Source organism: Thiofilum sp. (assembly GCF_016711335.1).
Lineage (GTDB): Bacteria > Pseudomonadota > Gammaproteobacteria > Thiotrichales > Thiotrichaceae > Thiofilum.
On the sequence record NZ_JADJTF010000001.1, the window covers coordinates 837,014 to 859,836 of the forward strand.

Sequence of the window (22,823 nt, forward strand, 5' to 3'; positions counted from 1 at the left end):
TACCTATTGCTAGTACTACCTTACCTAAGCTATAAATAGGTGCTAATAACAATTGAACAACTCAATAGGGCTAAAAATGGCTGATGCTGTCAATACGCATACTTGGTATGCCCATTATGCTCGCATGATTAAAAAAGCCAACGAAGAATTGCAAACGGTACAAAAGTACCTCGATCCCTCGTCACCCCATTACTATCCTGCCTATATCGATCAACTCAAAGCCAAGCAAGAGGCTGACCCGACGTTGGCGGGTATTGCACAAAAGATTAGTGATGCTGAAGGGCATTTAGCTAATTTTCGCCGTATTGAAGCTAGAGCGCGTGCAGCCATTGCCGAGTATCCTCCTAGACTACAAAGTTTGACGGTCAATGAGGATTTTTGGCGTGCGCCTGACACGAAGCAAAATGAGTATTTATATATTTTAGACGAGGAAAGCTGTGTCTCTACTTGTGTGGATTGGTTAGCGGTAGCGGCTGAATGTGAGGAAGGTAAGTGGGGTATACCTGTGACACTACCTGCGACGGGGTGCAGTCCTTATCAATTTACTCATAAAACCATTACCTACACCACCCCGCAGCAAACGGATGCGGTACGCATTTGGAATCATCATGCGGTGTTAGACACAATCACGATTACCGATGAGCGTGTTTATGATGAGGCGCATCGAGACGCTATTCAGCTCATTCCTCCGCCTCAATATCAGGAAGTTGAAATAAGTGCAGGTCGAGCACTGAGATTAAAATTAGCTGATCAAATGGCAGGTACGATTTTAGAAAGCCCGACGGTTAAAAACTGTGTGGTTAAGGCACTGCATGCACCGCTACAGGGTATCTTTATGAGTGATGGCTTATGCCGTAATGCTCTGATTCAAAATAACGACATTCAAATCAGAGGTGCTCATGCTATTTCACTAGCAGGGTTACTCTCTGGTGTGGTGAGTGACAATAAGTTACGCGCAGTGCCACCCGATGCGACGGGTTATACTTGGACACCTAGTATTCGCCTTTATCCGCTGCGTATTGGTGGCAATATAGCGGATGATGGTGTGGTCTGTGTTTTGGATTTTACTGCTCAAGCCAGCGTGCAATATGGCACGGTAACAGGGGAAAATAATCAGCTTATTCAGGTGAATGGGGCCGTTGAACCCTTAGCTGTGGAAGATTTACGCCATCAGTTACCCGATAATTTTGTCAAAATAGGGATAGGTCTTAATCAGTTTGATTATGACACTTATTTTAGTGAGTACAGTACTTGGACAGTCAATGAGTTTAGAGCCAATGATGCATGGGGCTATGCGCAAATGGTGGCGTGGATTAATTTACGTTTAGAGGAGTACAGCAGCGGGCAACGCGAAACAGGAAGCCCTTTGTCTGAGCCTACTATAGAACAAAAGGCAACTGGACCTTATAGCATTATTGCAATGCTGACTCAGGCACAACACTCTTTGGCTCAAGCGACCGATAGTTTTATGAGTACTCGGCTGGCGGATTTACAAGAAACCGCGATTCGCAGCTTTACTATGAAGCGCATAGCGCTACGTAATGGGGTAGTCATGCCTTTTAAAGATTTAGGTGTATTACTTAATGAGCGTCGTGAAGCGATGTTGAAGTGGTTATTGGAGTCGGTGTAGGGAGATCATCTCAACCAAAGCACTTTTCGCTTGAGGAAAGTGCTAAATTCACTATTAAATGTGCTGCTTCAACTGCTCCACCTCGGCTGCACTCAAACCCGCAATACGAGCAATATCAGCCTCAGGTAAGACACCAAGCTGTAAAAGATTGAGAGCTACCGCTTGGGCTTTTTTTAAAGCTCCAATTTGTTCCCCCTCTTCAATCCCTAACTGTTTACCCTCTTCAATCCCTAATTGTTTGCCTTTTACCCAATTTTCTCTCCCTCTTCAATCCCCTCTTGATAGCCCTCTAAATGAGCAGTCTGCTGCGCACTCATAAAATCTCGATATTCCTTTAAACTGCTTTCATACCCTTGACGTTCATTAGCGGGCAACTGCGCAATTTCAGCAATCCCAAAGAGACGTTTAAATACGTCATCCGTTAAGGCGGCGGGAATGTGATCCAATTCGTGCAGATGTTTAAACACATACAACCATTTATCTTGCAGAGTGACCAGCTCGTGGGCACGTAATTGAAAGCGGGGCAGCACTAAATAAATGAAATTGAGTTTATCGTAGAATAAGAGATTATCCTGATCCTTAAGTTGCGCGTGATAAAACACCTTACTCTGCTGATCATCAATTAGAAAGTCTAAAATCCCAATGGTATAAACTGCCGCCAGTTTATAGTTCCAACTTCCGCGTTGCGCCTGCTCTTGAATCGGGAAGGTCGCATAATAAATACTCCGATCTTTGAAGTAGATTTGTTTGACGCATTGCAACTCAACAATAAAACGCTCGCCTGAAGGACTAATACAATTGAGATCAAATACGGCTTTACGGTCGGCGGCACTTTTGCCTTGATACTCATTTTTGGTATAGCTCAGTTCTTGGATTTGATGGTGAGCGGGTAAGAGCGTGTTTAAAAAGCTCATCAGTAAATCTTTGTGAGGTTCTTCCCCAAAAATCTTTTTGAAACCAAAGTCAGTTAGGGGGTTGAGATAGATGTCACTCATCGTCGAGGTCACTCAAGGTAGGATCGAGGATACCTTGAATTATAGGGTAAGGGCAGGATAGGGGCTATATAGCCATACAGAAGTTGCCGATAATACAGCGCTTTTACGCTATACTCCCCCACCTCGTAGCTTTCACTTAGTATGCCTTATGTTAGTGTTTTCCGATTTAAGCCTGCGTCGTGGCAGTAAAGAACTACTCACTCAAACCACCTTCAGTATCCACCCCGGACAGCGTGTGGGGCTTACGGGTGCGAATGGAACGGGTAAATCTACGCTAATCTCATTGATTCGGGGTGAAATCGGTGCAGATAGTGGCAATTTTAGCCGTCCGCCTAACTGGATATTAGCGCATGTTAAACAAGAAACCCCTTCTAGCTCCCAATCAGCACTCGATTATGCGCTGGAAGGGGATGCCGAATATGTGACGCTTAAAAAGGAGCTAGACCATGCTGAAGGTGTGCGTCTCGGTGAGTTACACGCTAAACTAGACGCGATTGATGGCTATACCATTGAAAGTCGAGCGGCAACCCTATTGCATGGTTTGGGTTTTAAGCCTGCTGAAATTCGCAATCCAGTGAGTAGTTTTTCCGGTGGTTGGCGCATGCGTTTAAATTTAGCGCAAGCCCTTATGTGTCGCTCCGATCTATTGCTACTCGATGAACCTACCAACCATCTCGATCTAGATGCAGTGATTTGGCTGCAAGAATGGCTCAAAAGCTATCGCGGTACACTCATTCTCATTTCTCATGACCGCGAGTTTTTGGATGATATTTGTACCCAAATTGCTCATATCGAACAGGGACGCTTAACGCTCTATACAGGCAATTATTCCACCTTTGAAATCACCCGTGCCGAACGTTTGGCCCAACAACAATCCGCCTATGAAAAGCAAAAACGTGAGCGCGAGCATATTCAAAGCTATGTCGACCGTTTTCGTGCTCAAGCCACCAAAGCCCGTCAAGCCCAAAGTCGTCTAAAAGCCCTAGAGCGTATGGAGGCTATAGCCCCCGCTCATGTGGATTCGCCCTTTAATTTTAGTTTCCGCGAGCCAGAAAAATTACCAGATCGCCTTTTACATATTAAAGAGGTCAATTTAGGTTACGGTGAAAAACGCATTATTAATCAGGTTGAATTACAAATCTTACCCAGTGATCGTATTGGTTTAATTGGTCCCAATGGTGCGGGTAAATCAACTTTAATTAAATTTCTGGCAGGTAAATTAAAGGAGCAAGGTGGTATTTATTGGCAAGCACAAGATTTAAAAATTGGCTATTTTGCTCAGCATCAATTAGAGCAATTAAATCCCAATGAATCACCTTTGCAACATTTACGCAATTTAGATAAACAAGCGCGAGAACAAGATTTACGTAATTACTTAGGCGGTTTTGCGTTTCATGGGGCACGAGTAGAGGAAGCGGTTGCACCGTTTTCAGGTGGCGAAAAAGCGCGTTTAGCCCTAGCTTTATTAATCTATCAACGCCCAAATTTATTACTCCTCGATGAGCCGACCAACCATCTCGATTTAGAAATGCGTTTAGCATTAAGTATGGCATTGCAAGCCTTTGCGGGAGCAATGGTGATTGTATCGCATGATTGCCATATGCTGAAAACTGTCACTGATAAATTAATTTTAGTGGATAGTGGAAAGGCGACTGAGTTTGAGGGCGATTTAGAAGATTATGCGGTTTGGTTACAAAATCGTTTTAAGCAGGAGGAGTTAGAAAGTAATCCTTTAGCCAATACTCCAGTTATTAATGCTCAATCGAGTGCAGCTCGTAAAGATCAACGTCGTGAATCAGCCGAAAAACGCAAGCGTTTACAGCCGCTAAAAAATAAAGTCGATAAATTAGAAAAACAGATGGCAACGCTTCAGCAAAAGAAATCCCAATTAGAAACTCAATTAGGGGATAGTGATTTATATGCTGAGGCTAAAAAGGAATTACTAAAACAAGTATTACTTGATAAAGCTAATATCGATGCTGAATTAGAAAATGTGGAAATGGAATGGATGGAGGTCTTAGAGGAGTATGAAATTGCTCAGGCAGAGGATTAGTCTAGAGCTATTTCGCTAAGATTTGCCAACGATGGGTAGTCACCGGAACATTAAACCAGTAATTAGTATCGGTGCGCCCATTTTGTACGTGAACTTTTTTAGCATTAGGATCAGCCTGAATCCATTGGTTATTGCCTAGATATACCATAACGTGTACACCATTAGCGGTTACTGCTAAATCACCCGCTATCAAAGCACTATAGGCCATCGTTTGAATAGTACCTGTTGTACCAATAGGTTGAGTATAATTACGGTAGCCTTGACTCATAGCTTTAGCGCTGGTGTCATGCCACCACTGATCAATATAGCTACGAAAGGCTTGACCATTAGCGTGCTCAATCCCCTCACTTAAGAGCGCCTCTCGCAGTGCTCGACGTGGCAAACCAGAACAATCAATCCCACGCATATTTTCACCACCCCAATAATAGGGAGTGTTTTGTAAAGCCAGCATATGGTCCAAGTAGCTTTGCCTTAATTGATCAGGATTAATATTTTTGCTGGGCAGAAATATAGGTATAGCTAATAAAATAGGTAGCATTACTATCAAAAAACGTAACATTCTTTTATACCAACCTAAATAAAGTACTCCTAGCCATAACCCTATTAAGCTAGCAATCAGAGCAAGTTTGAGTAGGGTATTATTGACGGGATAATAAGTGATGCCGAGTACTGTGATTAAACAAAGTGTGGTAAAGGCAAGTACTATATATTTTGACATAATTATAAGTAGTGGCTGTTTGTAAAGTACTTTAGGCAGATTTAGAGAGAAGCTCAAGTACTCTGTTGTAGTACTTCTAGGAGTCCCTTGCTCAAGTGATGACCGATAGTTGAGAAATTGCCCCTGTGCTGTGTGAATTTCAGACACTGATGAATTAGCTAAAATCGATTTTTTGTATCTTATATCTTATTCTCTTACCTGATCTATAACCTATGTTTAGAGGTTATTAGCTATAAAAACCATGCAAATTAGGGATTATACTGTATAATTTGCAGGATGATAGCACGTAAACTACACACTATTCTGATCGACTACTTACATCAGTTTCCCGCTGTGGCGCTACTAGGCGCACGTCAAGCAGGTAAAACCACCTTGGCACAAAGCCTAACAGACTCCTTTCCTGACTGTTTGTATCTAGACCTCGAAAGCTACCACGATAGACAAAAGCTTACTGATCCCGAAGCCTATCTGAGTCAATACGAAAATCGATTAGTCATTCTCGATGAAGTTCCGCGCTTACCAGAAATCTTTCAACCCTTACGCAGCCTCATTGATCGCGGGCGACGCAAAGGATTCAAAACCGCACGCTTTTTACTCTTAGGCTCGGCTTCAGGTGACCTACTGCGTCAATCAGGAGAAAGCCTCGCTGGACGCATTGCCTATTTAGAGTTACCTCCTTTTCAAGCGCTTGAATTACCTTGGGAACAGCAAGAGCGCCTTTGGGTGCGAGGCGGCTTTCCTGATAGCTTTTTGGCAACACAAGATAAACAAAGCCTGATTTGGCGGCAAAATTTAATCAGTACCTATTTAGAGCGTGATATTCCCTCGTATGGTGCTCGTCTACCTGCTGAAACCTTGCGCCGCTTATAGATGATGCTAGCGCATAATCAAGGTGCGTTACTCAACGTCTCTCAGCTAGGTAATAACCTGATGCTGGATACTAAAACGGTCAATCGCTACCTTGATTTATTGGTGGATTTACTATTGGTGCGCCGCCTATTACCTTGGCACAGTAACCTAGGTAAGCGTCTGGTCAAATCACCGAAAGTTTATATTAGGGATAGTGGTCTACTGCATGCATTACTCAATATCAGTGATTTTGACATGCTATTAGGTCATCCCGTAGTAGGAGGCAGTTGGGAAGGTTTTGTAATTGAAAATCTATTAAATGCGGCTCCATCCTCTAGTACCGCAGGGTTTTATCGCTCTAGTTCAGGTGCAGAAATAGATTTAATTATTCAGCTTCCCCAACAAGGTATTTGGGCTATTGAAATAAAGCGCTCTAGTAGCGCCAAACCGCGCCAAGGATTTTATAACGCTTGTGCAGACATTAATCCCCAACAACGTTTTGTGGTACAAGGTGGTCATGAACGCTACCCCATAGGTGAAGGAGTAGAGGTAATAGGCTTGCGGCTCTTAGTAGAGTTACTAGAGCAGGCTAACTAGATTGAGTTATTAAACCTTTGCCCATAGTGCTAATTGTTCACTACTCAAACCTAATTGTTCGCCTAATAGACTCAATGTCTCTAAGTCAGTAGCTTTCCGCTTTAAATCTTGTGGTACGTTGGGCACATCGCAGCAGATTTTAGTCAATTGCTTATTGAGTCTAAGCGGTGCTTCTTGTTGACCAATACGCTCTTGCAGTAGCTTGGCATAGCGTAAATGTTTAAGTTGAGCCATTTCGGGCAAACGCATGAATAGCACTTCAATCGAGGTAAACTTATGCAAAATCTTAGCCGCACTCGCTAAACCAATACCATCAATGCCTTTAATATTATCTGCCGCATCACCTGCAAGGGCTAATTGATCAGGGATTTGTTTAGGCCAGACTCCAGTAGCTTTTTTAATCTTACCCTCATTCAAGGGCGGGCGTTTACCGTAATCCCACCATACATCAATATCACGTACCAACTGCATTAAGTCCTTATCGCCACTAATAATATGGCACGGAGTATGCGCGTCTTGCTGTTGTACCCAAGTGCCAATAATGTCATCCGCCTCAAATTGTGGGCTAGAGTAAGTCACTAATCCTAAAGCGGTTAAAAACTCGCGGCATAACTGAAATTGATATTTCAGCTCATCCGGTACAGGTTTGCGCTGCGCTTTATAGCTTGGGGATAGGTTACGCCTAATACTGTGAATCTGCGCCTCGTCAAAGGCAAAAGCTATTTGCGTAGGTTGATTTTCGTGTAAAAAAGCATAAAGCCAACGCAAAAAACCACGTACTGCATTAATAGGGTGTCCCTGTTGATCTAAGAGCGGTAGTTCTTTGGTATGCCAAGCGCGATAAACATAGATACTGGTATCCACTAACCAAACGGCTTGCGTGGGAGGAGTAGAGGGATTTAACATAGCTCTCAGTATAACAAAACCGCCAGAACAAGTCTGGCGGGTTAATTATAGTAGTCTAGCACCTTTCGAGCCTTTGGCATGGGAGCATCCGCTGTTGGTGTTATGGCTGAGCTTATTGTTATATTCCGGCGATAGACCTTACTTTACGGGCATTGGGAATGTTAGCGATGCGTTGAGTAGGGTGTTAAGTGATTTTCGTAGTGAAACCGCGAAAATTATCAACGCATTGCCTAACCTAAGTTATAGTTTCATTTGGATAAGATTGCGGAATTTATCACGGTTTAGGTCGTTATTTTCTGATAAACGGTTATTTTTGATGCCTTGTTATCCAATAAAACTGGAGTAAACTGAAAGGATTCAGTGAGTAATCTGTGTGTTACAGACTCAATACCGATTTAAGTACCGCGCCTAGTGTTGCGGAGGGATGCTGTATGAAACATGATTGGAAAGCATGGCTACTACCCCTAGTAGTCAGTGCCTTAAGTGCTGGAAGCTTATCGGGTTGCAATGATAGTGATGCCTCGCTGCATCAGCCTCAACCAACCAACCCTATTCACTATCTATCTCAAGATGGAGTAGGACCGATTAATGCCGCTACCCCCTTTAATTTACGTTTAATTGGTGATGCCTTTCAGGGCTTAAATGTCACCGAAGAAACCAACTTTATTGAAGGGGATAAATATCCGGTCATTACCATTAAACAACGCACTAAGCCACTACTCACCATCAATCCAGACCACGAACACAGTAAGGTTTTTTCTGTGATTGTGCATGACAACTATATCGGTAATCGACTAGAGCATAAGATTGGGACTAAATTTGTCGACATTTATCCTGCGGATAAAATAGAGGATTGCGTCCCCGGTATGGAGGATTTAGCTGGCAAAGTACTCTGTCGTGCCCCTAATACTGGTAATATTTTGTATTTATTCAGTGGCACATGGGATGGCCCTAATAATAATTTGCCACCTTTACCCGTGCTGGCGAATTGGCAGATTGAGTCCTTCATTTGGAAGCCGCCCTTACAAACAGCGAGCACTCCACCCGTTCCGGCTTTTCCAGAACCTGCTAACTAAGGGGTAATATTGCTACACGTACTCTTTATTTGTAGCCAAAATAAACTGCGTAGTCCTACAGCAGAGCATGTATTTGCCGATTGGGTTGGTATAGAAACTAGCTCGGCGGGCTTGAATAGTAGTGCTGAAACTCCAGTTTCTCCTGAGCTATTAGCGTGGGCTGATCTCATTTTTGTTATGGAAAAGGCGCACCGCAACAAATTATCTAAGCGTTTTAAATCCTATTTGCAGCATCAAAAAATTATTTGCTTAAATATCCCCGATGAGTATGACTATATGGATGAGGCATTGATTAGAATTCTCCACCAAAAAGTCCCGCCCTTTTTGCCTCCGCTGCTATAACATTGAGAGCGATTAGTTAATATGAAACAACAACTGGCTTTATAGGCATGAACCTTATGGGATAGTGTCAGTATTCAAAGACTTATACGGCAACCTATGGGACTTAATTCAGCCTAAATAATTCAGCATTAAGGTCTAAAGCGCTTCCTCATCATGATGGTGTCTAAGTAGTGCTTAAAATAAGTGCTACTCCTCAACCGGCACGTAACCACGATAATAACGATTATTTACTATAGCCTTACCTTGATTCGATACCACTGGTACTGGGGTATCTAATATCGGTGGCATAATCGGACTAGGGGACGCTAAGCGACTAGGGGGCGCTGGAATAAGATTCAGTAATTGAATAGCATGTAAATGATCCACACTATCGCGCTCACGGAAAGGATAGGCTTGACTCGGCATAAAGGAGCAGCGTCCTAAGGCTAATTGCACTAAAGCCTGAGCGGCTGCTTCACCATGATAGCGTTGATAGGCACAATGGGTTATCCGTCCCTCGACGAGCGCGAACCGCCCAGAGGCATTGTCAGCGGTCGCAATAAAAAATGTACCCGATTGCTTTTCTTGCAGCAGTGTAGTTAATTGTTTCCAAATTACACTAGCCGAATAATATTCTGTATCCATGCTTTGCTCCCGACTTAAATACTAAACGAATAGCAATTAACTCCCCTAGCAAAGATAAAGCACTCTAGTCTCTCAGCGGCAATTCATACGCATAGCATTAGCGCGTATCTGAGCAGCGGTATTAAATAAGCGTCGCGCTTGCTCTTCTTGACCACGCTGCGCTTGAGCACGAGCTAATGTGTCTAGTTTAGCGGCTTTAGCTAATTCTGCATTATATTGAGAAACACAGGTAGCATTATTTTGTTGATTATTTGCACGAATGGGGGTGGTTAAAGGGCGATTAGGCACAGCCGTAGGGGTAGGACTCGCTACTGGACGTGGAGTAGGTACTACGTTGGTAGCACCTGAATCCTCGCTCACCACTACATTAATATGCGCAAACCCTACATGATTGCCATAACAATAAAACGAAGTACTGCAATCCTCCGCCATTACCTGACCTGCAATAGGTAAAGCTAAGGTAGCTAAAGCTAAACGGGATAACAGGGTGTTAACTTTCCTCATCGATACATCCTTATCAAAGCATACTGAGTCACAAAACAATAAAAATAACAAAGCTAAACCAGCTAAGACTCACTAAAAGCTCACGCCTAGCCGTACTTAAAATAAAACTATTGAGTTTAAGTACTCTCCACCATGATAGAGAGTACCGAGCAAAGAACTTAGTGGGCGTGCATGCCTGGGGTATGAACATGACCATGTGCAATCTCCTCTGGAGACGCATCACGGATGGCCACTACTTTTACATTAAAATTCAAATCAATACCTGCCATAGGGTGATTCCCGTCTACAGTAATATTTTGATCATCTACGGCTGCAATAGTTACTACACGCACGCCCTCATCTGTTTGAGCTTGTAGATGTGCCCCCACGACTAAATGCTCAGCAGGTACACCCGCAAAAGCAGCGCGTGGAACGGGTTGCACTAATTCTTGACTATGCTCACCATAGGCTTGCTCTGCTGGAATACTGACTTGTAAGGTATCACCCACATTTTTACCGCTTAACGCTGCTTCTAGGGTGGGAATAATATTTTGGCTACCGTGCAAATACATAAAGGGTTGTTGCTCATCGGCTTGGTCTAATACTTGCCCTTCATTATTTTTGAGCACATAGCTCATGGACACTACTTTATTTTGGGTAATTGACATCATTAATCCTTAAATTAAAACGACAGTTGTCTCATCTTGATACTTAGCCACTAAGCAACTGTTTTTATTGGTCACTCATAACGGTTCCCACCCTCAGGTCGATCCTTAAAGCGCCGATGCGTCCAAAGATATTGTGCAGGATACCAACGCACTTGGCTCTCGATCACCTGATTGATTTGAATGGTATCATTCAAAACGTCAGCGCTGGGAAAATTTTCCAATGCAGGATAAAACTGCAACTTATATCCGCTCGCAGTACGTACCGTAAAGAAGGGTACTACACTGGCTTTGCCCAAGCGACTAATCCGACTTGTAGCAGTATTAGTGGCTGCTTGTATATTAAAAAATGGCGCAAATACACTATTTTTATGACCAAAGTTCTGATCTTGGGCATACCACACCACATTACCCTGTTGCAAACTGCGCAACATCTCACGAATATCATCCCGCGCTATCGCTTTACCATAGCGTTTAGCGCGTAATCTAGCCACGCGCCACTCAATCACTGGATTTTGATGCGGGCGATAAACCACATACAGAGGGATAAACTGTGCTAATAAGCGCCCCCCTAATTCTAAACTGGTAAAATGCGCACTCAGTAATACCACGCCCCCTTGTTGCTGAGCTTGTTGCAGGTGCTCTAGCCCCTCAATTACAGTCTGTTGCTGTAAGCGCTCACTATTTCCCCACCAACTGAGAGCCGTTTCTAATAGCCCCTGACCTAGTGAGATAAAATGCGCTTTCACTAACTGCTGCTGTTGTAGAGCGCTGAGTTCTGGAAAAGCTAACTGAATATTGACCTGACAAATCTGGCGTCGTTTGGCTAATAAAACATACATCAGCCACCCTAATGCTTTACCGAGTGCCATTTGGAATGACCACGGTAGCTTTACTATCAGCCATAACACACCTAGCCCCAACCAAGTTAGCCAATAACGCGGGTGCAAAAATTGTTTACCTGATATTTTTTGTCCCTGCTCTCTCTTTACCATGCGACTCACTACTGAAAATTACCCTATAGCTTAGGTCTAACCCCACCTTTTCAGGAGTTATTGACAAAAAATAGCGTGTTTGCTGTACTAAACACACTGTTTGGATAGACCAAACTATATCATTACCTCAGTAAGGAGTTTACTGAATGATGTCAGACCCTCTCAGCCCTGCTGTAAATAGCAAATCGTTTGATTTTTTAGTGTTTATTGGGCGCTTTCAGCCTTTTCATTTAGGTCATTGGCAAATCATTGACGCCGCCCTTAAGCAAGCCCAACAAGTGATTGTATTAGTCGGCTCTAGCCAACAACCCCGCAGTATTCGTAATCCTTGGAGTTTTACTGAGCGCGAGCATTTTATTCGTAGTGCCTTTCCCGCTGAGGTGCAAACTCGTTTACATGTTCTGCCTATCGTAGATGATATGTATAACGACCAAAACTGGATCGCTAGGGTACAACAAGCGGTGCAAAGTGTGGTAGACACTCAAGCAAATAGTACGCCGCATATTGGCTTAATTGGGCATAGTAAAGATGAAACCTCTTACTATTTATCTTTATTTCCTCAGTGGGATTCGGTGAGTGTACCTTCTTATCAAAATGGCTTATCCGCCACCCCACTCCGTGAGCAATATTTTTTAACAGGGGTTATTAGTGATCAACTCCCCCCCTCAGTACAACAACAGCTAGCCCAATTTAAAACTACAGCAGACTATCAACAGGTAGCCGAAGAATGGCAATTCGTGCGCCAATACCAACAAGGCTGGGCTAATGCGCCCTATCCCCCAACCTTTGTCACTGTCGATGCGGTAGTGATTCAAGCGGGGCATGTATTACTGATTCAACGCCGAGCACGTCCGGGCAAAGGCTTATGGGCACTGCCGGGGGGCTTTGTCAATCAAGATGAAACCCTACGCGATGCGGTGATTCGTGAGTTGCGTGAAGAAACCCGCATTAAAATACCCGCGCCCGTGTTACAAGGCTCTATTAGTAAAACTCAAGTCTTTGATCATCCCGACCGCTCCTCGCGGGGACGCACTATTACCCATGCTTATCTGATTGAATTAAAACCGGATGCCCAAGGCCTACCTAAGGTCAAAGGGAGTGATGATGCACAAGCAGCTAAATGGGTCCCTTTAAGTACTTTGAACCCCGAACATTTTTTTGAAGACCATTATCATATTATTACGGCGTTAGTAGGCTAATAAGCCCATGCCTTATTAATATCACTCAACACACTGCCGATAGACGGCGGTTTATTTAACCCTTGAACCGGAGGATTTCCATGTTCAACAATCTCATTCTTAATGTCGATAGCTACAAAACCAGCCATTTCGTGCAATACCCTCAAGGCGCTGAAATTGTTTCCTCCTATGTAGAAGCGCGGGGTGGACAATTCACTGAAGCACTGTTTTTCGGCTTACAAGCCTTTATTAAACAATACCTATTGCGCCCCATTACCCTCGCCGATATTGATCAGGCCGAAGCGCTATTACGCGCACACGGTGAGCCATTTAATCGGGCGGGATGGGAATATATTGTTAATACTTATGGTGGCTTATTGCCTTTGCATATCAGTGCCTTGCCTGAGGGCGCAGTTGTACCCACCAAGAATGCTTTGCTACAAATTCACAATACTGATCCCCAACTCTTTTGGCTAACTTCTTATTTAGAAACCGCCTTATTACGGGCTATTTGGTATCCGACCACGGTCGCTACCGTGTCATGGCAAGTTAAACAGATCATTGCCGACTACCTCAATCAAACTTGTGATGATCCAGCCCCTCAGTTGCCCTTTAAACTGCATGACTTTGGTGCACGGGGTGCTTCCTCCTTGGAAACAGCCGCACTCGGTGGTATGGCGCATTTAGTGAATTTTATGGGCACTGATACCGTGTCAGCTCTAATCGCTGCACGTCAATACTATGGCGCAGATATGGCAGGGTTTTCTATTCCTGCGGCGGAGCATTCCACCATTACCAGTTGGGGACGTGAACGTGAAGCGGATGCTTACGCTAATATGGTGCAACACTTTGCTAAACCCGGAACATTAGTAGCGGTTGTTTCAGACTCCTACGATATTTACCATGCTGTGAGTGAAATTTGGGGGCAGCAATTACGTGAACAAGTGTTAGCGAGTGGTGGTACTGTGGTGATTCGCCCTGATTCGGGTGAGCCTGCTCAAGTTGTACCAGAGGTACTAGAACGCTTATATGCTAATTTTGGCGGCTCGATTAATGCTAAAGGCTTTAAGGTCTTGCACCCTGCGGTACGTGTGATTCAAGGGGATGGTATTGATTTAAATTCGCTTGGCGGGATTTTAGAGAGTATTAAACAAGCGGGATTTTCTACTGAAAATGTAGCTTTTGGTATGGGTGCTGGATTACTACAAAAAGTTAATCGCGATACTTTGAGTTTTGCTATGAAAGCTTCGGCGATTCGTATTAATGGAGTATGGCAAGATGTGTATAAACAGCCCATCACTGACCCCGGCAAAAACTCAAAACGCGGACGTTTAGCAGTGATTCGGACTCCAGCAGGTATTAAAACCATTCGTGCCGAGGATTTAAAAGACGAGGAGAATCTATTGCGCCCCGTATTTGCAAAGGGAGAGTTATTAATCGATGAATCTTTCGATACGATTCGAGCGCGTAGTGAAAAACTATTCTGATACTTTACTCTTAAAACTTTGAAGCCTATCTAGGAAGGTGCAGTATGGGTTTAAAACGTCAAGAGCACATAGGGACTTGCCTTTGTTGTGGACGTAACACTTATCTCACCTTCCATCATCTGATTCCGCGCAAACTGCATCGCCGCACCGCGTTTAAAAAACATTATTCGCGTGCAGAACTGAATGCAGGTATTGCGGTGTGTCGTACTTGCCATACAGGTATCCATAATTTATACGATGAAATGTATTTAGCTAAACATTTATCTACATTGGATGCACTCTTAGCCGACACTGCCTTAATGAATCATTTTAACTGGGTAGCAAAACAGAAAATATCCTAATCATCCTAATAATAGTTTCTAGCACTGAGTTCTAAAAACCGTTCACGTATCGCCTCTCCTGAAGATAACTGGCATTGCTTTAATAACAATGATGAGTCTTTACAGTTATTGAGTGCTTTGCCCATCACCGCTTCAATACAATAACGCCACTGCTCAATTTCAGGTGAATTAGACGCGGGTAATAAAGTACCTTGGTATAATTCAAAAGCCCGATCCGTATTATTGTGTTGTAACTGCGACCATAGCTCCCCACAGTCTGTCCAAGTCGCTAACGTTAATTGATAAGGACGCGAGCTAATTTTCCCGCCTAATAATTGACGTAAAGTCGATAATTCAGACTTCAAAGTACTGGTGGTAGTCGCACTATCGCCATAAAGCGCTGCATGAAATGCATCTAACGATAACCCGCGTGGATTTAAAGCCAATAACGCTAATATCTCTAATTGCTTTAGCGATAAATGAATAGGCTTGCCATGTAATAGCGCACGAGGTTGCCCCAATAGATACAGCTCTAACTCAGCTTTAGGCATAGGGCGCGGTAAGCGTCCGGCAATCGCTCGTGCTAACTCGGTCACGGCTGATTGACCTAAGGGAGTGTATTTATCCCAAGTCGCAGATAAATCGAGTACACCCGCTAATTCTTGGGTATAGGGATTAATAATCGGGGCGGCATAACACACCCAATCATGCACACAGGGCATAATGTGTTCGGTCGAAAATACCGTCACCGAATCACGCAGTGCTAACGAAAGACCCACTGCATTAGTCCCTGCTGCATCTTCATTCCAACGCCCCCCCACTACGAAATTGGCACTTTCAGCTAGCTCTTGCATAGCTCGACTGGAAGCCGTCCACAGTAAGCGTCCACTAGGATCAGAAATCGCTGCAACCAACTCACCCTCACTCACCATATCAATTAAGCGCCCTAGCTCGCTTTGAGCCGCTTGATGAATCGGTGATTGATGCCATAGATAATGAGCTTCATAGGGATCTGTTAAGGGCGCTGCATAAGAATTAGCATGCCTAACAGGGTGGCTGCGTTGCCACGACTGCGTAATATTAATTTTTAATTTTGCTAGATCAATCGACTCTTTACCAACGAAGCGCTGCCACTGCATCGCAGTTAAGTCACGTCTTTGCTTAAGTAATGGACTGGTTGCTAAACCGATCATAACTTAGTTCTCCTCCCAACCTTTTTTAAACCTTTTTCAAACCCTTGCAGCCTTATTATGCCGTCCGAGAGTTGAGTTATAAACCCATAACATAGAGAGAGGAAAAAGTCATGCTTTATAATAATCCCAATACAGACGGTGCGGTTATTCACTTTAAAGCCCGTTACGATAATTTTATTGGGGGGAAATGGGTTGCACCAGTTAAAGGTCAATATTTTGACAATACCAGCCCCGTTACGGGCAAGCCTTTCTGCCAAGTAGCACGCTCTAGTGCTGAAGATATTGAATTAGCTTTAGATGCAGCGCACGCAGCGGCTGAGCGTTGGGGTGCAACTAGCACTACTGAACGTGCCAATATGCTGAATAAAATTGCTGATCGTTTAGAGCAAAATCTAGAAAAATTAGCCGTTGCTGAAACATGGGACAATGGTAAACCAGTACGTGAAACCTTAGCGGCTGATATTCCCTTAGCGATTGATCACTTCCGTTATTTTGCAGGCTGCATTCGCGCCCAAGAAGGCGGCATTAGCGAAATCGACCACGATACTATGGCTTATCACTTCCATGAGCCTTTAGGGGTTGTAGGTCAGATCATTCCTTGGAACTTCCCCATCCTGATGGCTGCGTGGAAATTAGCTCCTGCTTTAGCAGCAGGTAACTGCGTAGTCCTCAAACCTGCTGAACAAACTCCAACCAGTATTTTAGTCCTGATGGAATTAATTGAAGACTTAGTTCCAGCCGGTGTACTGAATATCGTCAATGGTTTTGGTATTGAAGCGGGTAAGCCATTAGCGACTAACCCACGTATTGCTAAAGTAGCATTCACAGGTGAAACCACTACCGGTCGCCTGATTATGCAATATGCTTCACAAAACATTATTCCTGTCACCTTAGAATTAGGCGGTAAATCACCGAACGTATTCTTCTCTGACGTAGCCGCACAAGATGATGCCTTCTTTGATAAAGCGATTGAAGGTTTCGTGCTGTTTGCGTTAAACCAAGGCGAAGTCTGTACTTGTCCTTCACGCGCTCTGATTCAAGAATCAGTCTATGATCAATTCATGGAAAGAGCCTTACAACGTGTGGCAGCTATTACCCAAGGTAATCCACTCGATACCAATACTATGATTGGTGCGCAAGCTTCTAACGATCAATTAGAAAAAATCTTGTCTTACATTGATATTGGTAAACAAGAAGGTGCTGAACTATTGATTGGTGGTGAGCGCAATGTACAAGGTGGTGATCTAGGTGACGGTTATTACGTTAAACCCACCGTGTTCAAAGGTCACAACAAAATGCGCATCTTCCAAGAAGAGATCTTTGGCCCTGTGGTATCTGTCACCACCTTCAAAGATCAAGCCGATGCTTTAGCCATTGCCAATGACACCTTATACGGTTTAGGTGCTGGTGTATGGAGTCGTGATATGAATACAGCGTTCCGTATGGGTCGCGGTATTAAAGCCGGTCGCGTATGGACTAACTGCTATCACTTATATCCTGCTCATGCTGCCTTCGGTGGTTATAAGCAATCTGGTATTGGTCGTGAAAACCACAGAATGATGTTGGATCACTATCAACAAACCAAAAACTTGTTAGTCAGCTATAACCCTAACAAATTAGGCTTCTTCTAAGCCAACCTTAAACCTAGTCCCTTGCGGCTAGGTCGCCGTTACTGCCAAACTTGAGTTATGCTTAAGTTTGGCAGCATTAGGTTTAACGAGGGACATCATGACTGAAACCAATACTCCAGTACGAGTAGAGTGCACCCCCGAAGCCGCAGCACTCATTCACAAGCTCCAAGGTATACACGGTGCTTTATTGTTTCATCAATCCGGTGGTTGTTGCGATGGCAGTGCACCCATGTGCTATGCACGCAATGAATTTATGATTGGTGATGCCGATGTATTACTAGGTTGGGTTGAAGATCAGCCGTTTTATATGAGCGCTTCGCAATTTGAATACTGGAAACATACCCATTTAACCCTCGATGTGGTTAAAGGACGGGGAGCCGGTTTTTCTCTGGAAGGCCCTGAAGGGGTACGTTTCTTAATTCGCTCTCGATTATTTAGTGATAGCGAATGGGACTATTTAGAGCAACACCCTGTTAAAAAAGGTATGCAGCATTAATTAAGCTGCACGCCAAAATAATTCCATACTATTTTTCCATACCTGTGGTAATAGCTCTTCTATAGCTATGCCTTTCACTGTTGCCACTTTTTCTGCAATAAAAGGCAAATATTTAGGCTCATTAGTTTGACCACGATAAGGGACTGGCGTTAAATAGGGTGCATCGGTTTCAAATAAAATTTGCTCTATCGGCGTTAAAGCAATAATGTCCCGCACATTTTCGGCTGGTTTAAACGTACTAATGCCATTAAAGCCTAAACAAAAGCCCTCACCTAAACAGTATTCTGCTAGTGCTTGACCCGAAGTAAAACTATGAATTACTCCGCGCTGTTTCATCTGTGGGATGAAATTTTTTAAAATTGCAGCCGTATCTTCATCCGCCTCACGGGTATGAATCACCACTGGCCTATTTAAATCAATGGCTATCTGTAATTGACTCTCAAATGCTTCCCGTTGTTGGGTACGATCTGAATAGTCATAATGGTAATCTAAGCCAATTTCACCGATAGCAAGGATTTTAGCCTGCTGGGTATTAGTACGAATTTTTTGCTCGACCTCAGCACTATAATCTTTAGCATCGTGAGGATGAATGCCTTGAGTGCCCCATACCTCATTATATTGGCTAGCAATATTTACCACTACATCTAAATTATCGGGTGAAACACCAATGGTAATAATACGCTCCACATTCACCGCTTTAGCTGCTTGCAGTGCCTGCTCTAATGCTTGTGCATCAAGGTAATCAAGATGGCAATGGGTTTCGATAATAGGATGGTTAAATACTGGAATAGCTGGTTTCTTTGACATAATAAATTTCTTTCAATATGCACTTATACTAAAAATAATCGTTAAAAACTACGCCCAAAATTAAAATATGCTTGCTTATCATAGCCTTTAGTTTTACGTATACCTAAAAAGGCTGGTCCTAATGGTGTAGTTGTCCCTACATAAACAGAGACTGAAGGGTCTAAATCGCCTAAATCTATATCTTCACGCTTTTGCCATACTTGTCCCGCCCCAATACTGACCCCCACATGCACTTTGGCAATCCTTGGTATTTCTTTAATTTGGCGCAAATAGCCTACTGACCCCTCAACAGTATAATTACCTTGTAGCTTAGTATTATCGGATAAAGCTAAACGCCCCGTTTGTAAGGTATCCTGAGCTTCTGCTAATTTAGTAGCATTATTTGAGGTCGTAGCAATACGCCCTGTGGCTAATATGCGACCCTTTTCAGATACTTTCCACGCTTTTTCGGCATCAATTTTAAGGCGATTGAAACCACCATCGCTATTTAGGGCAGTTAAACCGGTTCTTAAATTGACATTAATGCGTTTACCTGTAGTCGGAAAATCAATTTGATCAAAACTATCAAAGGCATAATTAAACTCTAAACCGGCAGCTTTCAGCGAATCAATGGGTATTGTGACACTACCCGTTTTAACATCAGGCTTTAAGTTTTCATAAAATAGCCCTACTCGTGCCTCAGCATTTCGACCTAACTGGCGCCCAACATCAATACGTGCGCCTAAAGTTTTCGCTCTTAATTCAGCCACTTGGTTACCATCCTCTAGTAACTTAATATCCCCTTCCTGATACCACACTTTAGGATTAATAAAAGTCTCTTTCTTATCTTGCAAGGGGTGAAAAATCTCAATATCTCCTAAAATCTGATCACCAATAACGGCTCGACTCCTTAATTCAGTACCCTTTCTGGTCAAGCCCTTATTAATAAAGCGTGCTCCCGCTTGATAACCGGTATCACCATTAAAATCATCACTCAGTGAAAAACCAAAATTTAAACGACGATTACCCTGATCAGATTTTTTAGCTAATACGGTTAAATCATACTGACCATTCCCCTTAGGCTCCAAATCATAATCCACTAAAGAAAACTGTCCTAAACGATAGACACGATTTAAAGCTGCTTGTAATTGCTCATTCGTAATAGTAGAGCCTACCTTTATATCTAAAGCACGCTTTAAAATACTGTCCTCTAATACTGAGCCATTTTGCATATGGATATTGGCAATCTTCAACTTTTCCCCAATACGCTTAGGTAAAGCAGTTTTGGATTTAGGAGCTTGCCCTATAGAACTCACTAAGCGCTGTAATGCCGCTAATTGCTCACGCGCCCCTTTTTCACCTAAGGGAATAGTTTCTTTGACTCGTTGAAAATCCAAACTATTAATATCACCAATAGGCGGCTGAATTAAAATATCATTTTTAGTTAAACTTTTTAATTGTTCTTCACTGGTTTTGCGTACTAATAAGTCCATAGTTTGTAGGCTAATATCCAGAGCCGAATCTAAACTGCGCTCTTTTCCGGGGGGGATACGCGATACAATCACAATATCTGCTCCCATAGCACGCGCTACATCGACAGGTACATTATTAGATACCAAACCATCTACTAATAAGCGTCCATTTAATTCTACTGGATTAAATAGCCCCGGAATTGACATACTAGCCCTTACTGCGGTAGCTAAATTACCCTGCTTTAATACCACTGTTTCACCAGTCCGAATATCGGTGGCTACCGCTCTAAAGGGAATGGGTAATTTGTCAAACTGATTAATATGGGCTACGGGTGCTAATAAACGGCGCAACTCAAACATGAGATTTTGTCCATCCACCAGCCCTGTGGGTAATTTAACTCCACGCCTAGAGACTCCCATATTAATAGCACTAAAAAAGCCCGTACTAATTTGTTTTTGCTGATAGGTTTGATCGTTATAAGAACCCGCATCATTAAACAATTTAAACCAATCTAAAGTACGTGCTGTTTTTTCTAATTCTTCAATACTCATGCCAGAGGCATATAGACTACCAATAATAGCGCCCATGCTATTACCTGAAATCACATCAATGGGTATACCTTGCTCTTCTAATACCTTAATCACCCCAATATGTGAAACACCTGCTGCACCCCCGCCCCCTAATACTAAACCAATTTTGGGACGTGCTTCGGCCTGTTGTAAGCTAACACTTAAAACCAATGACGACACTAAAATAATCCATCGTTTCATACAGCACGACCTATGGGGTTAAAAGGGCAATAGTTAAATTATAGAGCGGATCGAGTCAGCAAACTGTACATAATTTATTACTTTGCCTTGTTCATTATAACTTTGCTCAATAAGCTGGTAATGTGTAGGGGAATAAAGCAAAACCGTACTAGAGCGCGTGCCATATAAGCCCTGAGGAAAAGTAGCGGGAGGAATAAAAATAGACGAAAGCAAATACTCATACTCAGCGGCGACTCCCGTTTGGGGTAATTGCTCATAGGGAGCGGGTTGAGTATCGCGTAATAGATCCAATAACGATGCAGCGGTTAAGTGCTCATAGCTAGTGATATGGCGTTGCAAAGCTTGTGTACCCCGCGCCATTTTAGGCCAAATATCATCCAAAGCCCCATTACTAATGCTATGAAAACCCGCTTGCAATGGCTCAATCCGCGCACTTAAACTATTAAAAGTCCATAACTGTGTCAGTGAACCAAACAATAAATTAAACGGATTATAATGCTGTGCTTCCGTTCTCAGCCAAGTCTGAAATGCGTCCTCTTCCATACCTGCTAAATAACGTACTACTAATTCACCGCGACTACGTTTATGGGGCTGGATCAAATCGGGACGGCGAATATTAGTCAGACCCGCGACTTGTCCTCCTTGCCCCAAACCAAACCAAGTACCCCCCGCTGCTAAATCACGCCCTGCTAAGAGTGGTTCATCAACCCAATGCGCTAAGGGTGCTGTACTACGCTCAAAGTATTCATCGCGATTGGCCGCAATAATCAGGGGATAATCGGGATGCACTTGCCAAGCAATAAATAATACACACATAGCACCTAGCCTTGATTTAAAGCTGCCAGTTTATCGCATCGCGCCCCTGTACGCTAAGCCAGCTATTAATTTGTGAAAAAGGACGACTACCAAAAAAGCCTTGTGCAGCGGATAGCGGTGAAGGGTGGGCTGATTTTAAAATCAAATGTCTAGTACTATCGATCATTAGGGCTTTCTTTTGCGCATGAGCACCCCAGAGTACAAAAGCAATCGGCTGAACCTGCTCATTGACAGCTTTAATTATGGCATCGGTAAACAGCTCCCAGCCTTTTTTCTGATGACTGCCTGCTTTGCCCTCTTCCACACTCAGTACGGTATTGAGCAATAATACCCCTTGCTCCGCCCAAGGTTGTAAGTATCCGGTATGTTTATTATTAATCCCCAGATCACTCTCTAACTCTTTGTAAATATTCATTAAAGAGCGGGGCAAAGGCTTTACTGAGGGTAGCACTGAAAAAGATAAACCGTGTGCATGACCTAAGGTCGGGTAAGGATCTTGCCCTAAGATGACTACCTTGACCTTATCTAAAGGTGTGCTCTTGAGTGCATTAAACCGCTCTGAGTATGGAGGTAATAGTGTAGTGCGCTTTTCTTCAGCCACTAAAAACGCCTCTAATGCCTGCATATAGGGCTTATCCAGCTCAGCACTTAAAGCACTTTGCCACGTAGGGTGCAGGGTAGAGAGATCTAATATCATGCTATTCAGCCTTTGCAACTAAAACTGGCAGTATAAAACACTC

At 43.3% G+C, this 22,823-nt stretch carries 22 protein-coding genes and 1 pseudogene; 11 read left to right on the forward strand and 12 right to left on the reverse strand.

Features of this window, described 5'->3' with window-relative positions; all coding sequences use genetic code 11:
- Positions 1 to 76: 76 nt before the first annotated feature.
- Complete coding sequence (locus tag IPL34_RS03970) at positions 77 to 1,630, forward strand: hypothetical protein (RefSeq protein WP_296838032.1); 1,554 nt, start codon at positions 77 to 79, stop codon at positions 1,628 to 1,630.
- A 54-nt stretch (positions 1,631 to 1,684) separates the two neighbouring features.
- On the opposite strand, the pseudogene IPL34_RS03975 reads toward IPL34_RS03970, so the two are convergent.
- A pseudogene (locus IPL34_RS03975) lies at positions 1,685 to 2,625 on the reverse strand (Rpn family recombination-promoting nuclease/putative transposase).
- A gap of 148 nt (positions 2,626 to 2,773) precedes the next feature.
- Between IPL34_RS03975 and IPL34_RS03980 the strand changes: the two are divergent.
- On the forward strand, positions 2,774 to 4,678 hold the full coding sequence (locus IPL34_RS03980; RefSeq protein WP_296838035.1) for an ATP-binding cassette domain-containing protein: 1,905 nt from the start codon (positions 2,774 to 2,776) through the stop codon (positions 4,676 to 4,678).
- 7 nt (positions 4,679 to 4,685) lie between these two features.
- Here IPL34_RS03980 and IPL34_RS03985 read toward each other — a convergent pair whose 3' ends face one another.
- Positions 4,686 to 5,396 carry an NlpC/P60 family protein gene (locus IPL34_RS03985; RefSeq protein ID WP_296838038.1) on the reverse strand — a complete coding sequence of 237 codons (711 nt, stop codon included), beginning with the start codon at positions 5,394 to 5,396 and terminating at the stop codon, positions 4,686 to 4,688.
- A gap of 276 nt (positions 5,397 to 5,672) precedes the next feature.
- Between IPL34_RS03985 and IPL34_RS03990 the strand changes: the two genes are divergently transcribed.
- Positions 5,673 to 6,266, forward strand: coding sequence for an AAA family ATPase (locus IPL34_RS03990; RefSeq protein ID WP_296838041.1), 594 nt, complete (start codon positions 5,673 to 5,675; stop codon positions 6,264 to 6,266).
- Between the two features lie 60 nt (positions 6,267 to 6,326).
- Positions 6,327 to 6,842, forward strand: coding sequence for a DUF4143 domain-containing protein (locus IPL34_RS03995; protein ID WP_296838042.1), 516 nt, complete (start codon positions 6,327 to 6,329; stop codon positions 6,840 to 6,842).
- Positions 6,843 to 6,851: 9 nt separating this feature from the next.
- On the opposite strand, the gene IPL34_RS04000 is transcribed toward IPL34_RS03995, so the two are convergent.
- Positions 6,852 to 7,748, reverse strand: coding sequence for a 5'-3' exonuclease H3TH domain-containing protein (locus IPL34_RS04000; protein WP_296838045.1), 897 nt, complete (start codon positions 7,746 to 7,748; stop codon positions 6,852 to 6,854).
- 431 nt (positions 7,749 to 8,179) lie between these two features.
- Between IPL34_RS04000 and IPL34_RS04005 the strand changes: the two genes are divergently transcribed.
- Positions 8,180 to 8,824, forward strand: coding sequence for a DUF1131 family protein (locus IPL34_RS04005; protein ID WP_296838048.1), 645 nt, complete (start codon positions 8,180 to 8,182; stop codon positions 8,822 to 8,824).
- A 9-nt stretch (positions 8,825 to 8,833) separates the two neighbouring features.
- Positions 8,834 to 9,166 (forward strand): low molecular weight protein tyrosine phosphatase family protein, encoded by a 333-nt coding sequence (locus IPL34_RS04010; RefSeq protein ID WP_296838053.1) that lies wholly within the window; start codon positions 8,834 to 8,836, stop codon positions 9,164 to 9,166.
- A gap of 186 nt (positions 9,167 to 9,352) precedes the next feature.
- Here the strand turns inward: IPL34_RS04010 and IPL34_RS04015 are convergent, their stop codons facing one another.
- The 4 genes from IPL34_RS04015 to lpxL all read right to left on the reverse strand — a co-directional run bounded on the left by IPL34_RS04015 (position 9,353) and on the right by lpxL (position 11,933).
- Positions 9,353 to 9,790 carry a hypothetical protein gene (locus IPL34_RS04015; protein WP_296838056.1) on the reverse strand — a complete coding sequence of 146 codons (438 nt, stop codon included), beginning with the start codon at positions 9,788 to 9,790 and terminating at the stop codon, positions 9,353 to 9,355.
- A gap of 72 nt (positions 9,791 to 9,862) precedes the next feature.
- Positions 9,863 to 10,294 (reverse strand): hypothetical protein, encoded by a 432-nt coding sequence (locus IPL34_RS04020; RefSeq protein ID WP_296838059.1) that lies wholly within the window; start codon positions 10,292 to 10,294, stop codon positions 9,863 to 9,865.
- Positions 10,295 to 10,452: 158 nt separating this feature from the next.
- Positions 10,453 to 10,941, reverse strand: coding sequence for a peptidylprolyl isomerase (locus IPL34_RS04025; protein WP_296838062.1), 489 nt, complete (start codon positions 10,939 to 10,941; stop codon positions 10,453 to 10,455).
- 71 nt (positions 10,942 to 11,012) lie between these two features.
- On the reverse strand, positions 11,013 to 11,933 hold the full coding sequence (gene lpxL, locus IPL34_RS04030) for an LpxL/LpxP family Kdo(2)-lipid IV(A) lauroyl/palmitoleoyl acyltransferase (protein ID WP_296838065.1): 921 nt from the start codon (positions 11,931 to 11,933) through the stop codon (positions 11,013 to 11,015).
- 146 nt (positions 11,934 to 12,079) lie between these two features.
- On the opposite strand from lpxL, the gene IPL34_RS04035 reads away from it, so the two are divergent.
- The 3 genes from IPL34_RS04035 (at position 12,080) to IPL34_RS04045 (ending at position 14,939) form a co-directional block, all read left to right on the forward strand.
- The gene (locus IPL34_RS04035; protein WP_296838069.1) at positions 12,080 to 13,132 is read left to right on the forward strand and encodes a bifunctional nicotinamide-nucleotide adenylyltransferase/Nudix hydroxylase; all 1,053 of its coding nucleotides are present in this window, start codon (positions 12,080 to 12,082) and stop codon (positions 13,130 to 13,132) included.
- An 80-nt stretch (positions 13,133 to 13,212) separates the two neighbouring features.
- Entirely contained in the window at positions 13,213 to 14,598 is a 1,386-nt protein-coding gene (locus IPL34_RS04040; protein ID WP_296838072.1) for a nicotinate phosphoribosyltransferase, read from the forward strand.
- A 44-nt stretch (positions 14,599 to 14,642) separates the two neighbouring features.
- Positions 14,643 to 14,939, forward strand: coding sequence for a hypothetical protein (locus IPL34_RS04045; protein WP_296838075.1), 297 nt, complete (start codon positions 14,643 to 14,645; stop codon positions 14,937 to 14,939).
- A gap of 5 nt (positions 14,940 to 14,944) precedes the next feature.
- Here the strand turns inward: IPL34_RS04045 and IPL34_RS04050 are convergent, their stop codons facing one another.
- Entirely contained in the window at positions 14,945 to 16,111 is a 1,167-nt protein-coding gene (locus IPL34_RS04050; protein ID WP_296838078.1) for a transcriptional regulator, read from the reverse strand.
- A gap of 110 nt (positions 16,112 to 16,221) precedes the next feature.
- Between IPL34_RS04050 and adh the strand changes: the two genes are divergently transcribed.
- Both adh and IPL34_RS04060 read left to right on the forward strand, forming a co-directional pair.
- Positions 16,222 to 17,742, forward strand: coding sequence for an aldehyde dehydrogenase (gene adh, locus IPL34_RS04055; protein WP_296838081.1), 1,521 nt, complete (start codon positions 16,222 to 16,224; stop codon positions 17,740 to 17,742).
- 97 nt (positions 17,743 to 17,839) lie between these two features.
- On the forward strand, positions 17,840 to 18,238 hold the full coding sequence (locus tag IPL34_RS04060; protein ID WP_296838084.1) for a DUF779 domain-containing protein: 399 nt from the start codon (positions 17,840 to 17,842) through the stop codon (positions 18,236 to 18,238).
- On the opposite strand, the gene IPL34_RS04065 is transcribed toward IPL34_RS04060, so the two are convergent.
- From IPL34_RS04065 to ung, 4 genes are read right to left on the reverse strand one after another with little or no spacing between them, the layout of a single operon-like run.
- Positions 18,239 to 19,045 (reverse strand): TatD family hydrolase, encoded by an 807-nt coding sequence (locus tag IPL34_RS04065; RefSeq protein ID WP_296838087.1) that lies wholly within the window; start codon positions 19,043 to 19,045, stop codon positions 18,239 to 18,241. It lies immediately after the preceding gene.
- Between the two features lie 41 nt (positions 19,046 to 19,086).
- On the reverse strand, positions 19,087 to 21,267 hold the full coding sequence (locus IPL34_RS04070) for a patatin-like phospholipase family protein (protein ID WP_296838089.1): 2,181 nt from the start codon (positions 21,265 to 21,267) through the stop codon (positions 19,087 to 19,089).
- A gap of 33 nt (positions 21,268 to 21,300) precedes the next feature.
- Positions 21,301 to 22,083 (reverse strand): NRDE family protein, encoded by a 783-nt coding sequence (locus IPL34_RS04075; RefSeq protein ID WP_296838092.1) that lies wholly within the window; start codon positions 22,081 to 22,083, stop codon positions 21,301 to 21,303.
- 16 nt (positions 22,084 to 22,099) lie between these two features.
- Complete coding sequence (gene ung, locus IPL34_RS04080; protein WP_296838095.1) at positions 22,100 to 22,780, reverse strand: uracil-DNA glycosylase; 681 nt, start codon at positions 22,778 to 22,780, stop codon at positions 22,100 to 22,102.
- Positions 22,781 to 22,823 lie beyond the last annotated feature (43 nt).